The organism is Oceanobacillus manasiensis (genome assembly GCF_000724085.1).
In the GTDB taxonomy this organism is placed as follows: Bacteria; Bacillota; Bacilli; order Bacillales; family Amphibacillaceae; genus Oceanobacillus_B; species Oceanobacillus_B manasiensis.
This window is the reverse complement of record NZ_CCDL010000004.1, coordinates 32999-48024: the sequence shown is the minus strand read 5'-3', so window position 1 is coordinate 48024 and position 15026 is coordinate 32999. Positions and strand designations below refer to the sequence as shown.

General features: G+C 37.8%; 10 protein-coding genes. 7 read left to right on the top strand and 3 right to left on the bottom strand.

Annotated features, from left to right (window positions below):
* Positions 1–145 precede the first annotated feature (145 nt).
* The gene (locus tag BN985_RS16910) at positions 146–1309 is read right to left on the bottom strand and encodes an MFS transporter (RefSeq protein ID WP_042225022.1); all 1164 of its coding nucleotides are present in this window, start codon (positions 1307–1309) and stop codon (positions 146–148) included.
* Between the two features lie 139 nt (positions 1310–1448).
* Here BN985_RS16910 and BN985_RS16905 point away from each other — a divergent pair, with 139 nt between their 5' ends.
* The 4 genes from BN985_RS16905 to pdaA all read left to right on the top strand — a co-directional run bounded on the left by BN985_RS16905 (position 1449) and on the right by pdaA (position 5124).
* Entirely contained in the window at positions 1449–1838 is a 390-nt protein-coding gene (locus tag BN985_RS16905; protein WP_042225020.1) for an OsmC family protein, read from the top strand.
* A gap of 69 nt (positions 1839–1907) precedes the next feature.
* Complete coding sequence (locus BN985_RS16900) at positions 1908–2699, top strand: YfkD famly protein (protein WP_042225018.1); 792 nt, start codon at positions 1908–1910, stop codon at positions 2697–2699.
* A gap of 243 nt (positions 2700–2942) precedes the next feature.
* Entirely contained in the window at positions 2943–4253 is a 1311-nt protein-coding gene (locus BN985_RS16895) for a Na+/H+ antiporter family protein (protein ID WP_042225016.1), read from the top strand.
* Between the two features lie 76 nt (positions 4254–4329).
* A complete protein-coding gene (gene pdaA, locus BN985_RS16890; protein ID WP_042225015.1) occupies positions 4330–5124 on the top strand; it encodes a delta-lactam-biosynthetic de-N-acetylase in 795 nt (264 codons plus the stop codon).
* 43 nt (positions 5125–5167) lie between these two features.
* On the opposite strand, the gene BN985_RS16885 is transcribed toward pdaA, so the two are convergent.
* Positions 5168–6466, bottom strand: a complete 1299-nt coding sequence (locus tag BN985_RS16885; protein WP_052360733.1) for a sensor domain-containing protein — start codon at positions 6464–6466, stop codon at positions 5168–5170.
* Positions 6467–6602: 136 nt separating this feature from the next.
* Entirely contained in the window at positions 6603–9581 is a 2979-nt protein-coding gene (locus BN985_RS16880; protein ID WP_052360732.1) for a sensor domain-containing phosphodiesterase, read from the bottom strand.
* Positions 9582–9747: 166 nt separating this feature from the next.
* Between BN985_RS16880 and mbcS the strand changes: the two genes are divergently transcribed.
* The 3 genes from mbcS (at position 9748) to BN985_RS16865 (ending at position 14961) form a co-directional block, all read left to right on the top strand.
* Positions 9748–11322 carry an acyl-CoA synthetase MbcS gene (gene mbcS, locus BN985_RS16875; RefSeq protein ID WP_042225013.1) on the top strand — a complete coding sequence of 525 codons (1575 nt, stop codon included), beginning with the start codon at positions 9748–9750 and terminating at the stop codon, positions 11320–11322.
* Between the two features lie 323 nt (positions 11323–11645).
* On the top strand, positions 11646–13784 hold the full coding sequence (locus tag BN985_RS16870) for an ATP-dependent Clp protease ATP-binding subunit (RefSeq protein ID WP_042225011.1): 2139 nt from the start codon (positions 11646–11648) through the stop codon (positions 13782–13784).
* Between the two features lie 298 nt (positions 13785–14082).
* A complete protein-coding gene (locus BN985_RS16865) occupies positions 14083–14961 on the top strand; it encodes a ComEC/Rec2 family competence protein (RefSeq protein WP_052360731.1) in 879 nt (292 codons plus the stop codon).
* The last annotated feature ends 65 nt before the right edge of the window (positions 14962–15026 follow it).

The window sequence follows — 15026 nt, the reverse complement described above, 5'->3', positions numbered from 1 at the left end:
TCTCACTAAAAACTAACTATTTCACTTCGTGTTTTGAAGCGCGAGACTTACGGACGGTTGCTCCGGGATAATAAGGATAATCATTATAAAATTTTAAAAAGCCAAATGGATTTTGTACTCCATTTGGCTTTTGTTCTTAACACTGCTAGGCTGCCATTACTTTCTTATCTCTTTTAAAATAAATGGCTGCAAGAATAAGAATGAGCATTACTCCAATCATGTAAAAGAAAGATACTCCTGGGAAGAGTTCTACATATAAGCCTCCTAAAAATGGCCCACTAATGCTGCCAAGACTAAAAGCTATTCCGATCATCAGGTTTCCTGCTGGTAGTAAATTACCCGGTAACAAATCTGTCATGTACGAAATACCTAATGAGAACAGCGATCCTACGAACATACCTGCCAATGTAAATAGGATGAATAGCGCAGTAACCGATGCCTCCATGTATGCTGCCATAACAAAGCACGCAATTCCTCCAGTAAGAACGAACAGTAATATTTTCCTTCTGCCAATTCGATCACTCAGTATACCGAGTGGAAGCTGTGTAATAAGACTTCCAATGGCAAAGCAAGGAATAAGTATGGATAGTATGTCGACATTATGGCCAATTCGTAAACCATAAATAGGGAAGATACTATGTAGCGTCGCTTCGAGAAATCCATAACCAAAACTAGGTAATAGGGCGACCCAGGCGATTTTTCCTGTTTGAATAAAGCGTTTGATCGAGCTTGAACCACTTCCAGAATCATAGTCTTCAGCAGGCCACATGTTTTTTACAAATAACATTAGTGACCAAACGATCATGCTTAAACCGGCCGACACAAAGAAAGGAAGAGTCTCATGGATGGAAAGCAATCTTGTCATTAGTGGACCGAGTGCAAAACCTAAACCAAAAAACATGCCATAATAAGCAATATTACGCCCTCTTGATTCTTTTGATGCTGTTGTGGTGATCCAAGTTTGGGTCCCAAAATGAAGCATTTGGTCTCCAATCCCAACCATCATCCTTAAAACAAACCAAAACCATAAAGACTGCCATAATGGAAACAATGCTAGGGAGGCAAATACAAGTAGTCCACCAATAACAATAATTGGTTTAAACCCAAGCTTCCTCATCGGCTTCTCCATGAACGGGGAGGCGATTAAAACACCGACATACAAACCAGTTGCGTGAAGTCCGTTGATGGTAGAAGAAATTTGATTTTGTTCTAAAATAATAGCCAAGAGAGGGAGTAACATTCCTTGAGAAAAGCCTGAGATGGTTACAAGTGCAATTAATATCCAAAATCTTGTTTTAGCTGATACCATAATGTTCTCCTTCATGTAGTTTCTCTTTATTCAATTTAATGGCTTTATTTGCAATCGTCAATCATAATGGGTTCCTACAGGTTAGAGAGTGTTCATTTTAGGAAATAGTATAAATAACAAAACATTAGGAGGGATTGAAATGATTTTTCAGCTTAAGGAAAATGGTATGAGAGCAGATCTTTCATATGGGGAACTTGATATATCAGGAAATGAGGATTATGGCTATCGTCCCTTTCAGTTAATGGTTGCTTCAATTGCTGGATGCAGTGCGTCTGTCTTCCAAAAAATCTTAGAGAAGCAACGAACGGAGATTGTGGATCTGCAAGTTCATGCGGAAGTAGAAAGAAACCCTGAGGAAGCAAACCGTATTGAAAAAATACTCCTTAAATACGTGATTAAGGGGCGTCGCCTTGACCCTGATAAGCTTTATAAGAACATGGAAGTTGCTCGAAGGAACTGTTCGATGATTCGTTCTGTTGAAAACAGTATTACTATTGAGGAACAAATCGATACAGTTGAATTAAGCTAAGCCAAAATAGAATAAGTATAAAATTCTCGTCTCGGAAAAAACTAGGGGAAAAAGAAGGGACATAAAAAGATGAAAAAGCGCAATGTTGGTTTCCTTTTAATCACCGTACTCGTGTTCACGTTTCTTTTTCCCGTTAGTAGTTTTAGTAAAGAAAAAAAGGATGACTTTGAAATTCCGAGTCATGTTTTAACCATTTCAAAAGAGAACACCTTTCCTAACGCTACAGAAGACCAAGAAGTCATTGAACCTAGCGATTTAACGAAAGAATTAATGGATGGGTTAAAGATGAAAATTGAAAATCCTGATTTAATTAAGCTGCTTAATGAATCCAATATTAAACCCTCGCCAATTGCACTAGGGTACCGTGGTATGGTTTTTATTGGAAGATGGCCACTGAATTATGAATCACTAGAGACAACAATCAACTGGGAGTACCAGCCCATTAATAAAAATGAAATAAACAATTTAGGTGGAGAAACGGCGCAGGAAATGAATTATGTGCAACAAGAACAGAGAGAAGTAAAAGGGGCTTTAACAAACAAAATCGCAAATCCAGATGATATCAAAAAAATGATGCTCATTAAATCCAAGGAAAAAACAAAACTCCCTTTAGCTTATCACACTGTTATAGGTGAAAATACAAAAAAAGATAACTCTTATGCAGTCCCAGCAGAAAAACATGCAACATTAAATTCTTACGCGCCAGCTGTCAATGAAAAAGGACAGGTTACATTTGGTGAGGTATATATTGAACTAAAAGGTTCAAAGAAGTCGATTGTAGTTAAAAATGTAACAAAACAAGGAATTGGTGCATGGATTCCCATTCAGGATCATGTCTCCTTCTCCTATAATGTGAAATAAGCTCGTGAACCCCGTGCGTTTCAACGGGGTTTTTTAGTTCTGGCGAAGAGACGCACCAATTTTGGAAAGGGCGCGCCATAATACAGAGGTGACGCGCCGTCAATTAAAAGTGACGCACCAACATCGACTCTGAAACCAAAACTATAATAAAACTCCTTGACAAACAACACTTCATTACTTTATCATAATAAAGTATTAAAGCGAATAAATAAATGATTTGGTATTAGAAAGAGGGGAAGAAAAATGGAATGGATTGTCGTATTATCTGTTCTCGTAATGACGATTTTAAGTCTTTTACGTGTTAATGTCATTATTGCTATTATTGCTGCAGCACTGACTGCGGGACTAATGGCTGGATTATCTATAGTGGACTCTATTGATATGCTTGTTTCAGGTATGGGCGGGGGAGCCAATACTGCACTAAGTTATATTTTACTCGGAGCATTTGCTGTAGCAATTAGCTATACAGGAATTACTACTATATTAGTAAATTTTTTAATTAAGATTTTAACTGGTAAAAAAACTATGATGCTGCTAGTTATAGCAGGTGTCGCATCTTTATCACAGAATTTAGTACCAGTGCATATTGCATTTATTCCTATATTAATTCCACCGTTACTAAAACTATTTGATAACATGCGAATGGATCGTCGTGCAGTGGCAACTGCGCTGACCTTCGGGTTAAAAGCACCATATATTCTAATTCCGGCAGGTTTTGGATTACTATTCCATGAAGCAATAGTAGAAGGAATGACGAAAAATGGCACGGATATCACAGTCAGTGAATCAGCGCTTTCTATGCTAATACCTGGATCGGGAATGATTGTTGGGTTACTTATTGCTATTTTCGTTTCTTACCGCAAGGACCGTGATATGCCAGAGGGAGCAGGTGGAGCAGAAACTTCTATTATTGCAGAGCAGGCAGAAGTGTCGTTCAATCGTAATCACGTCATGACTTTAATTGCTATAGCTGCTGCTTTAATTGTCCAGCTTCTTACCGAAAGCCTTATAGCTGGAGCATTAACTGGTTTAATACTTATGTTTTTACTATTGGCAGTACCTTTTAAAAACGGCGACAAGGTTATGTCAGAGGGAATTGCTATGATGGGTACTATCGCGATAGTGATGCTAGTTGCTTCAGGTTTTGGAAACATTCTTACAGAAACGGGAGCAGTTCAATCACTAGTTGAATCCACATCAGGGTTTCTTGATAACAGTAATCAAGCTCTAATTGCATTCATTTTACTTTTGGTAGGGTTACTTGTCACATTAGGAATCGGCTCATCCTTTGGAACTATCCCAATTCTTGCAGCTCTTTATGTGCCAATTTGTCTAGCAGCAGGGTTTTCACCAATGGCCACTGCGGCCTTGATAGGAACAGCAGGCGCACTGGGTGATGCTGGTTCTCCTGCGTCTGATAGTACGCTTGGACCTACTTCAGGCTTGAATGCTGACGGAAAACATAATCACATTTGGGATACGGTTGTACCTACCTTCTTACACTATAATATACCTTTATTCTTGTTTGGATGGATAGCGGCCATTATCTTATAAGAGACGTTTTTGCAAAAAACATGACGTATAAATAACTTGAATGAGGAAAAAGTAAGATAAAAACAGGTGGGTTGTTATGAAGAAACTAATAATGTTACTCATGGTTGCATTTCTTGCTTTTCCTCTTACACAAGTTTCCACTATCCATGCTGAAGGTTATGGTTGGGGATATAAGAAAAATAGTGACCATAAGCTTCCGTATATAGGAAAGTATGAGAGCATGCTCGAGCAATACGGAGCCTATTATGCAGATAAAACCGGACAAAAAAATATCTACCTAACCTTTGATAATGGTTACGAAGAAGGTTATACAGATGACATACTGGATGTCTTAAAGAAAAAGAAGGTTCCTGCTACATTTTTTGTTACAGGACATTATGTGAAAAGTGAACCTGAACTAGTTAAGCGTATGGTTGATGAGGGCCATATTATTGGGAATCATTCTTACCACCACCCTGATTTTTCAGTTATAAGCAAAGGTACAATTAAGAAAGAACTCGAAGAATTAGAGCAGGCAGTTGCCGAAGTATCCGATCAGGATAAACTAAAATATTTACGACCGCCTAGAGGAATATTTAATGAACAAACATTAAAATGGTCTTATGATCTTGGTTACATTCATGTGTTTTGGTCACTAGCTTTTATTGACTGGGAAACAAGTAAACAAAAAGGCTGGGAATATGCGTTTAATCAAATTATGAACCAAATTCATCCTGGTGCCATTGTACTGCTTCACACTGTCTCCTCTGATAATGCAGAAGCTCTAGAGCAGCTGATTACAGAGCTACACAAAGAAGGCTATGCATTTAGAAGTTTGGATGAACTTGTTTTGAAAGATAAGCTTCCTGGAGCAATATACGGATTTGAGTAAAACAATAGTGCTAATGTATTACAAAAGACTGGAGGGCAAACCTTCAGTCTTTTTCTGCAATATAATAGGTATTCCTTCCATTTTCTTTCGCCTTATACAAGGCGATGTCAGCTTGTTTTAAAATTCCCTTCGCTGTAATGTCCTTCTTAGATGCAATTGCAATCCCGATGCTTGTTGTAGTCTTAATTTGTCTCCCATTCACATGAGTTGGTTCCTGTACTTTATGATGAATTAAAGTTGCGAGGCTGATTGCAGTCCTTTCAATACCAGACGATAATTCTAGTAAAATGATGAACTCATCTCCACCGAACCGTGCAACAACATCAGAATTTCGTACACAGCTAGAAAGCTTGTTTGCAAAGTCTTTAATAACCGTATCACCAGCATCGTGTCCCATCGTGTCGTTAATGCCTTTAAAATGGTCAATATCCAGCATTAAAATAGCAAATTGCCTTTGTCTGTCTACTAAACCTTCTATTGCGTAATCTAAACGTGCATCAAAAAGTCTCCGGTTAGGTAGGTCAGTGAGTGGGTCATGTAGGGCAATGTATTTAAGCTTTTCTTCGTATTGTTTTTGTAAGGTAACATCCTTGAAAATGGCAAAGATACCTGTTGTTTCTCCATCCATAATAATGGGAGTGAATTTCGTAATGATCTCCATTTGGTTATGTGACTTATCATAGATTGTTAATTGTGATTCCTTTGCTCCTCGCTTTACGGCATGCTCAAACCCTTTAATGGCATTAGGTATGTCTCTCGGAATGACGTATTTATAAAAATTCTCTCCAATTAAATCCTTGTCTGTGTACCCAGTTATCTTCTCTACAGCAAGATTTTTAGAAAGGATCCGCCCCTTTAGATCAATGGAAAGTACTGCATCAAGATTGTATTCAAATAATGATTGGTACCTCTGTTGGTTCTGGAAAAGCAGGTTGCTTGATGTTTGGACCTCTTCTTGTGCTTTTTTTTGAATCGTAACATCCTTCACAATGGCAGCCAAGTGAGTACAAATACCAGCTTCATTATGAAGGGGAGTTATACGTGTTTCTGAATAAAAACGTTCCCCATTTGGAGAGAGAAAGGAATCTTCATACGTAATGGATGTGCCTATGTCCATTGCTCTTCGATACTCCTTGTTTAGGGATGATGCCATCTCTACAGAAAGGGTCTCATCGAGGGATTTGCCGATAGCTGCTTCCCCAATTCCTGTGTGATTTCTGGCTGTGTTATTTAAGAATTCATATTGAAAAACAGGTCCAGGCAAAACGTTCATCACAAAAACCATGTCTTGAATGCCCTCCATGAGGACGCGGTCAAATGAAATAGAAGGATATTGATTCATGGACTTATAATCTCCATTTTTATTAGGTTAACAGACAGTATGCCTATTTTATTTTTCTTCCCCATTCTATTATGGTTGATAGTCGCAAGGTACCTCATTTTTTAGCCTCTCTTCAATTACTGTGTTTCCATAATGCTTACACCTGACTGTTCCCTAAGTAAGTACTAGGGTCTCCTGTGAAAAAATCCGTTTCAGGTAACGCTTCTTTATTAGATTTTAACATTGTTAGCTTTTCTATAAGCGCGTGTAGTTTCTTTTCTTCTCCTGCATGAAACTGAATTCCATAGATAAAATAGGATTTTTTCGTCTCTTGTTGCCAAACTGGAGAGCCAATTAAAGAATAGGTTTCTTCCAATATAGTAAATGAAAACTCAAAAGCTATATCAGAAGGAACAGGTAAGCTAACAGATGTAACAATTTGTATTCCTCTTAATCCGATATCTTTTATTAGCATCCTTGCAGACCCTAATTCAATTTTTTGTTTGTTATATTTGGAGATGATCAATTTCCCTTTTAGCCAGTGGTTGAACTGGTAACGTGGGTATCCCCTTCTGTCATTTAATGGCATGCTTGGTTTTTGGCTTTCCTTTGGAAGAAGATAACCATTTTGTAACATACTTTCAAACTCTGATAATGGGACAGGTTTTGAAAAATAATAGCCTTGTATCAAGTCACAGTTTCTTTCTTTTAGAAAGTCATACTGTTCTTTTTCCTCTACACCCTCTGCCACGATACACATGCCAATTTCCTTAGCTAGATGCATTACAGCCGAAACGATAGCAGCATCTTTTTTGTTCGCAGAGGTAATGTTTTGGATGAAGATCTGATCAATTTTAATAATATCTGCCTCAAATTCATGCAAGTAATTTAATGAAGCGTAACCTGTTCCAAAATCATCAATTGCAATTTTTATCCCTAGATTACGGAGTTCCTCTAATGTCTTTAGTACACTAATGTCATTTTTAAGCAAGGAGCTTTCTGTTATCTCTATTTCCAGCATGGAAGCAGGGAGCTTGTATAAAGTAAGCTGGCCTTTTATTAATTCGACCAGTCCACGTTTTAGTAATCGTAAAGGTGAAAGGTTAATTGAAATTGGCATAACCGGGTATCCTGCATTTCTCCAGTGCCAGAGCTGGTCACATGTTTTTCTAATAACCCAGTCACTAATATGATGAATGAGATGATTTTCTTCAGCTAATGGAATAAATTCATTTGGTGAAACCATTCCCCAGTTGGGATGATTCCATCGTATTAACGCTTCCGCACCTTTTAATTGCCCAGTAGTGGCTTCCACTTTTGGCTGGTAATACAATTCAAATTCTTCATTTACTATAGCTCTTCGCATGTCTTTTTCCAACAGGAATTTTTTGTAAGAAGAAATGTCCCTAGAAAAAGAATAGAATTGGAAGTTGTTGCTACCTTGTTGTTTAGCATGGTATAGAGCGGAATAGGCATTTTCCAAGAGCCTTAGCTTACTCGTCCCGTCTTCTGGGTAAAAACTAATTCCGACACTTGTTGTTACATGTAACTCATAATCTTTTATCATTAAGGCTTTTCCAATTGATTGTATGGTTTGCTGAGCAAGGTCGAATACTTCTTCTTTTCCATTATAGTGTTGAAGGATCATAACAAAATCACTGTTATTTAACCTAGCAAGATATCCAGTTGATGGGATGAACTTTTGTAGACGTTCTGCAAGCTGCTGTATTACCATATCGCCGACTTGATAACCAAGTGAGTGGTTAATTACGTTAAATCTGTCCAGATCCAGATGGAGTATAGCGAAAGGATTTTCATCTTTTATAAGCTTGTCCACCGTCTCATGGAGGCTCTGTTGATTTGGTAAGCCAGTTATCTCATCATGTGTAGAAATATAACGCAGATGGTCTTGCATCTTTTTCTCTTCTGTAATATCCAACATAACACCAAATAAGTGTGTGATTTTTCCTTCATCATTTATCCATGGGAGTGTTTGGTCGTGAATCCATTTTATAGAGTTATCTCCACATACGATCTTATATTTATGTTTAATGGGTTTACCTTCCAAAAGCTGCTTTTGTTTTTCAAACGCTTTTTCCTGAAAATCAGGATGAACAAGCTGTTCCCAAATAGTTGGATCGTCATAGATCTTTTTTAATGGAATATGAAGTAAATCAACGAGTTGTTCAGAAGCCAGTGTGATCTTTTTTGTATCAAATTCTTTCATCCATATTCCCGCATCGAGATTATTAAACATGTGAACCATGCTATTTAATGTGTGTCGAAGTTCAATCTCTAGGTTTTTTTCTTCCGTATAGTCCATCACTACACCAGTAAGTTTCCAGGGGACATTATCTTTCCACATCAACTCTGCTTGTACCTTTAAATAGCGAAGCTTGTCCTCAATTTTTTGTTGGTGTATTCTACATTCTACTTTGTAAGATTTCCCCTCGTTTAAAGCCTTGTGAAACATAGAGCGGGTTTTCTCTCGGTCATCAGGATGAATATAATGCTGCAGTAATTTCTTCATTGTAATCTTTTCATTGTTACCCAATCCAAATATCTCATAAAAAGATGGGGAGCAGAAAAGCTCTTGCTCAGGTATTATATATTCCCAGCTCCCTACAGACGCTACTTTCTGCGCAGCAATGAGATGGGTTTTGTGTTTTTTCAATTCTTCCGCAAGTTCCTTGATTTCGCTCGTATCCTCAATAATGATATATACGCCATCTATTTTATCAGAACCCGAAATGGGAACGAAGGTTAGACATGCATGTATCTTTTCTTTTTTAGACTTACCTTCTATTACTATTTCGTGCCTTTCTGAATGTCCAAGAAGAGCTTGGTTAAAGGCGTGATAGAGGTTTTTTTTATATGAATCTGGTATCAAGTCCTTGAGATTTACTTTATCTACACAAGTAATGCCTAGAAACTTTCCGATGTTTTCTTTGTTTTGTGATAAAATCTCCCCTTGAGGTGAGAAAGCAATGATTAAGTCAGGATGGTGCATTGCAAGGGAAGCGTAATAATTAAGTAATTCCTGTTTTACGTTGGCATTTGCTTTGTTGTAAGATTCTGGGTTGGGTGGAATGGAGAACAAATTCCCCAAAGAATCTTTCTTATCAAAAGATGTCATATGCTAACCCCATTTTTCATGATTATTAACAATTAAGAACAGTATAATATACCCAAAATTAAATTGAAATAAAATTCTAGAAGCAAACTGAGAGTTGTTGAAAAATCGTTTAAATTTTTATAAAATTTTGATATGATAGGGAAAAATTAAGTAAGGAGAGAATTCCATGCAAAAAGAGGACTTAATCGCTCCAGAAATATATAACATTGTGATGGAAGTTGAACGTTTTGCAGAAGAAACAGACCGAACTGCTTTAATTTGGGAAAATGAAAATGGAGACCGAAAAGAGGTCACATATAATAAGTTAGTAGAGAATGCCAATAGAATTGGGAATGCTTTTTTGAACCAAGGACTTAAAAAAGGTGACAAGCTACTTGTAATGATTCCTAGGGTCGTGGACGCTTATGAAGTATATCTTGCTGCATTAAAAACAGGCATTATTATCATTCCTTGCTCTGAAATGTTAAAGGTTAATGACCTACAATATAGAGTTACCCATGCCGAGGTAAGCGGTATTGTTAGCTATCATCCTTTTGTCGGTCAATATGAAGGGATAGAACAATTATCATCTTTGAAACGTTTTGTAGTAGGAGAGCCAGCTGAAGGGTGGATGTACTTAGATGGATTGAAGGAAGAAGCATCTAATCAGCTTTCTATTTCAGCTACTTCTCGTGAGGACATTGCATTCTTACCATACACTTCCGGGACAACAGGAAATCCAAAAGGAGTTGTTCACACACATGGCTGGGGGTTCGCTCATTTAAAAACTGCTTCAGAAAACTGGCTTTGCATCGGAGAAGGAGATAAGGTTTGGGCTACTGCAGGCCCGGGGTGGCAAAAATGGACCTGGAGTCCATTTCTATCTGTCCTCGGTTCAGGAGCAACAGGGTTCATTTATCACGGAAAATTTGACGCGAAAAAATATTTGCAACTCCTAGAGGATAATGAGATTAACGTACTATGCTGTACACCAACAGAGTACCGTATGATGGCAAAGCTAGATAACCTTGATACATACCAGTTGCCAGCTCTACATAGTGCAGTTTCTGCTGGTGAGCCACTGAATGTGGAGGTTATCAATACATTTAAAAAACACTTCGATATCACGGTAAGAGACGGGTATGGCCAAACTGAAAATACACTATTACTTGGTGTTATGAAAGGCATGGAAGTAAAACCTGGATCGATGGGTAAACCTACGCCCGGTAATGAGGTAGAGATTATAGACGAGTCGGGAAATCCGGTCGGTGTGAATAAGGTAGGAGATATAGCCGTGAAACTAGACTGCCCTGCTTTATTCCGTGAATATTATAAGGATAGCGAGCGTACCAAAATGACACAACGCGGGGATTACTATGTAACAGGTGATCAAGCTTCCAAAGATGAAGATGGATACTTTTGGTTTGAAGGTCGTAGTGATGATATTATTATCAGCTCTGGATATACCATCGGGCCATTCGAAGTAGAGGACGCCTTAGTGAAACATCCATCTGTCCAGGAATGTGCCGTAGTCGCTAGCCCGCATGAAGATCGAGGAAGTATTGTTAAAGCTTTTGTTGTCTTGAGAGAGGGAATTAGTCCTGATGAAGCTTTAATTAAGGAGCTTCAGAATCATGTAAAGAGCTCGACTGCGCCATATAAGTATCCTAGGGAAATAGAGTTCATTAAAGAACTACCAAAAACAACATCAGGAAAGATTAGAAGGATTGAGCTACGTAACAAGGAAAAAGAAAAAGTGTAAAGTGAAGCTTCAATCAGTGTACGGTTAAACCAGGATAAAAAAGAATTATAGTGAAAGGGCGGACTTGGGTCCGCCTTTTTGTGTGGCTATAAGTTTGATCTCTGGGGTGTGAATCAACCAAGTGAGCGACACAATCTCCCCTATGGCCGTTTCGATCAACTAAACGAGTGCCCCGAATCATCCAACACTAACTTCTCCAAAAAAGTTAAAACAAAACACTTGAAAGTCAAAAAAGGTCAGAGTATAATATGAATCAAAGGTCAAATATAGTCAAAGTCAAATTTGATTAACATTTGATTCAAATGATCAAGGAGGAATGGAAAATGCTTTGTCAAAATTGTGGTGAAAACCAAGCAAATATAAATGTTGCAATGAAAATGAATAACGAGATGTCAGAATTGCACCTTTGTAACGATTGCTTTCAAGAAATCCAAGGACAAATGATGAATTCTAATGATTTCTTCTCTAACTCACCTTTTGGAAATGCAGAGCAAGCATTTTCTCAGCATTTTTCTCAAGGTAAAAGTAATAAAGCAGGTACGAAAACAAAAGAAAAAAACAATAAGCGTGGCAATGGCTTAATTGACCAATTGGCGAAAAACGTCACCCATGCTGCGAGAGCAGGCTTAATTGACCCTGTTATTGGACGAGACAATGAAGTAAAACGTGTAATTGAAACTTTAAATAGAAGAAATAAAAACAACCCTGTACTAATTGGGGAGCCCGGGGTTGGTAAAACAGCTATTGCTGAAGGATTAGCACTTAAAATAAGTGAAGGCGATGTTCCAGCCAAGTTAATAAATAAAGAAATTTATATGCTTGATGTAGCTTCCCTTGTAGCCAATACAGGGATGCGCGGACAGTTTGAGGAGCGAATGAAAAAACTTATTCAGGAGCTTCAAGAGCGCCAGGATGTTATTTTATTTGTCGATGAGATCCACCAAATTGTGGGTGCAGGAACAGCTGAAAGCTCCCAAATGGATGCAGGAAATATCCTTAAGCCAGCACTTGCAAGAGGCGAACTTCAGTTGGTTGGGGCAACTACTTTAAAAGAATACCGTCAAATTGAAAAAGATGCTGCATTGGAGCGTCGTTTACAACCGATTATTGTTAAGGAGCCATCTGCTGAAGAAGCAGTCCAAATTCTTCACGGAATTAAGGATCGCTATGAAGCATACCATGAGGTACGCTATTCAGATGAAGCGATTCGTGCCTTCGTATCATTATCAAACAGATATATTCAGGATCGTTTCCTTCCAGACAAAGCAATTGACTTAATGGATGAAGTAGGATCAAGGTTAAACCTTGCTAATGCTGAAAAGGACTCTAATTCCATTAATCAACGATTAGAAGAAATTATTAAAGAAAAAGAAGAAGCGGCTGAGAGAGAAGATTATGAAAAAGCAGCTAATTTACGTTATCAAGAAATTCAACTGCAAAAGCAATTAGAAAAAGCGAAAGATGAAGAACAGGTTATCGATGTAGACCTTTCTGATATTCAACTAATTGTGGAAGAAAAAACAGGCATTCCTGTAACCAAACTTGCTGCAGATGAGCAAACGAAAATGAAAAATATCGGCGAAAACCTTCGTGCCAAAGTTATAGGTCAAGATGAGGCTGTTGGCAAAGTGGCTAAAGCCATTCGCCGTAGCCGTGCTGGTTTGAAATCCAAACATCGCCCGATCGGTTCCTTCTTATTCGTTGGACCGACTGGTGTAGGGAAAACCGAATTAACAAAATCACTTGCTGAGGAACTATTTGGTTCTAAAGAATCGCTTATTCGCCTAGATATGAGTGAATACATGGAGAAACACGCAGTCTCCAAAATTATCGGATCTCCTCCAGGTTATGTTGGCCATGAAGAAGCAGGCCAGCTAACAGAACGTGTTCGGAGAAACCCATACTCTATTCTTTTACTTGATGAAATAGAAAAGGCTCACCCTGATGTGCAAAACATGTTCTTGCAGATTATGGAGGACGGCCATTTGACAGATTCACAAGGCCGAACAGTCAGCTTTAAAGAAACTGTCATAATTATGACAAGTAATGCTGGTACAGGAGTAAAAGAAGTAAGTGTTGGCTTTAATAGTAAACAGCACGAAGCAGTTTCTATTTTAGAAAATCTTGGTGCATACTTTAAACCAGAATTTCTTAACCGCTTTGACTCTATCATCCAATTCAATGAACTGGAAGAAGAACATCTATTAGAAATTGTTGATCTTATGATAAATGATCTACAAAAGAACATGGAAGAAAATAATATTAATATCACGATTTCTGATGATGCGAAACGTCATCTTGCTAAGCTTGGTTATGACCGTCGCTTTGGTGCACGTCCACTACGCAGAGTTATTCAAGACAAGATTGAAGACCAATTAACAGATTTAATTCTAGAAGAGGATTCAATTGAGCGTGTCGAAGTGAATGTGAAAGAGGAAGAAATAATCGTAGAGAAAGCATAAGTAATAAGGCGCTGGACAAAAAATGTTCAGCGCCTTTTTTTAGAATTCTTAATTACATAAAATGGAAGGCCATTGAATGGAGTCCGACCTTTCCCCATCTTGTTCCACTCATAAAATGAAACTTCAATAAGTGGGATTTTTAATATCCACCATTGATTGTTAGTTGAACGTTCGTTTACTTCCACTTATTACTGTTTCACTTCATGTTTTGAAGTGGAAGTATTACGGACCTTTGGACCGGGATAAATACTTCCCAATTGTTGAAAACTAACCCTATTACAATACAGAGGGTGTCTACATGCGTTGTCCTAAACGATTGAATTCCATTTTAATTATTACTGCTCAATTACTATTTATTTGTTTGCCTATCTCGGCCACAGCAACAGAAGGGCTTTTAAAGGTACACTTTCTTGATGTTGGACAAGGGGATAGTATTTTAATCAACACACCTTCAGGAAAAAACGTCCTGATTGACGGTGGCCCACCCGGATCAGGTAAAAAAATAATCGCCTATTTAAAGGAAAAAGAAATAGATAGCATTGACTTATTAATAACAACCCACCCAGATATTGACCATATTGGGGGTCTACCACAAGTATTAAAAAAGGTAAAAGTAAAACAGGTGCTTGATTCAGGCAAACTTCATACAACTCGAACTTACGCAAAATATATTCAGCAGATTATAAAACATGATATACCAGTAAGACTGGCTGAGAAAAATGAATTGGTTAGAATTGATCCCCTGTTAACGATACGCGTACTTAATACTTACGGAAAATCTAAGAATAACAATCAATCATCGATTGCGCTAAAAGTAACATATAACGAGGTCGACCTTTTGCTCATGAGTGATGTAGAAACGGAACAAGAAAAAGACTTTCTAGAAACGTATGATGTAAAAGCGGAAATTATAAAGGTTGCACATCACGGTTCCAATACAAGTTCTTCCCTTGATTTCTTAAAGGCAGTATCTCCTGAAACGGCAATTTTAACATATAGCATAGAGAATGATTATGGGCATCCTGTTGATCGTGTTATTCGCAATTTATACAAAGTGAAGTCACATATATACTCCACAGCTGTTTTTGGTGATTTAGAAATTAGGTCTGACGGAGAAAGTTATTTAGTGCTTCCAAGTAGAGAACCACTTTCTAACATAAGAAAAAGCGCAGGATAGTTATTTACAATTTAATACAAAAGTGATATCATAATGATACAAAACAGTGGGGATGGTGTATCTTA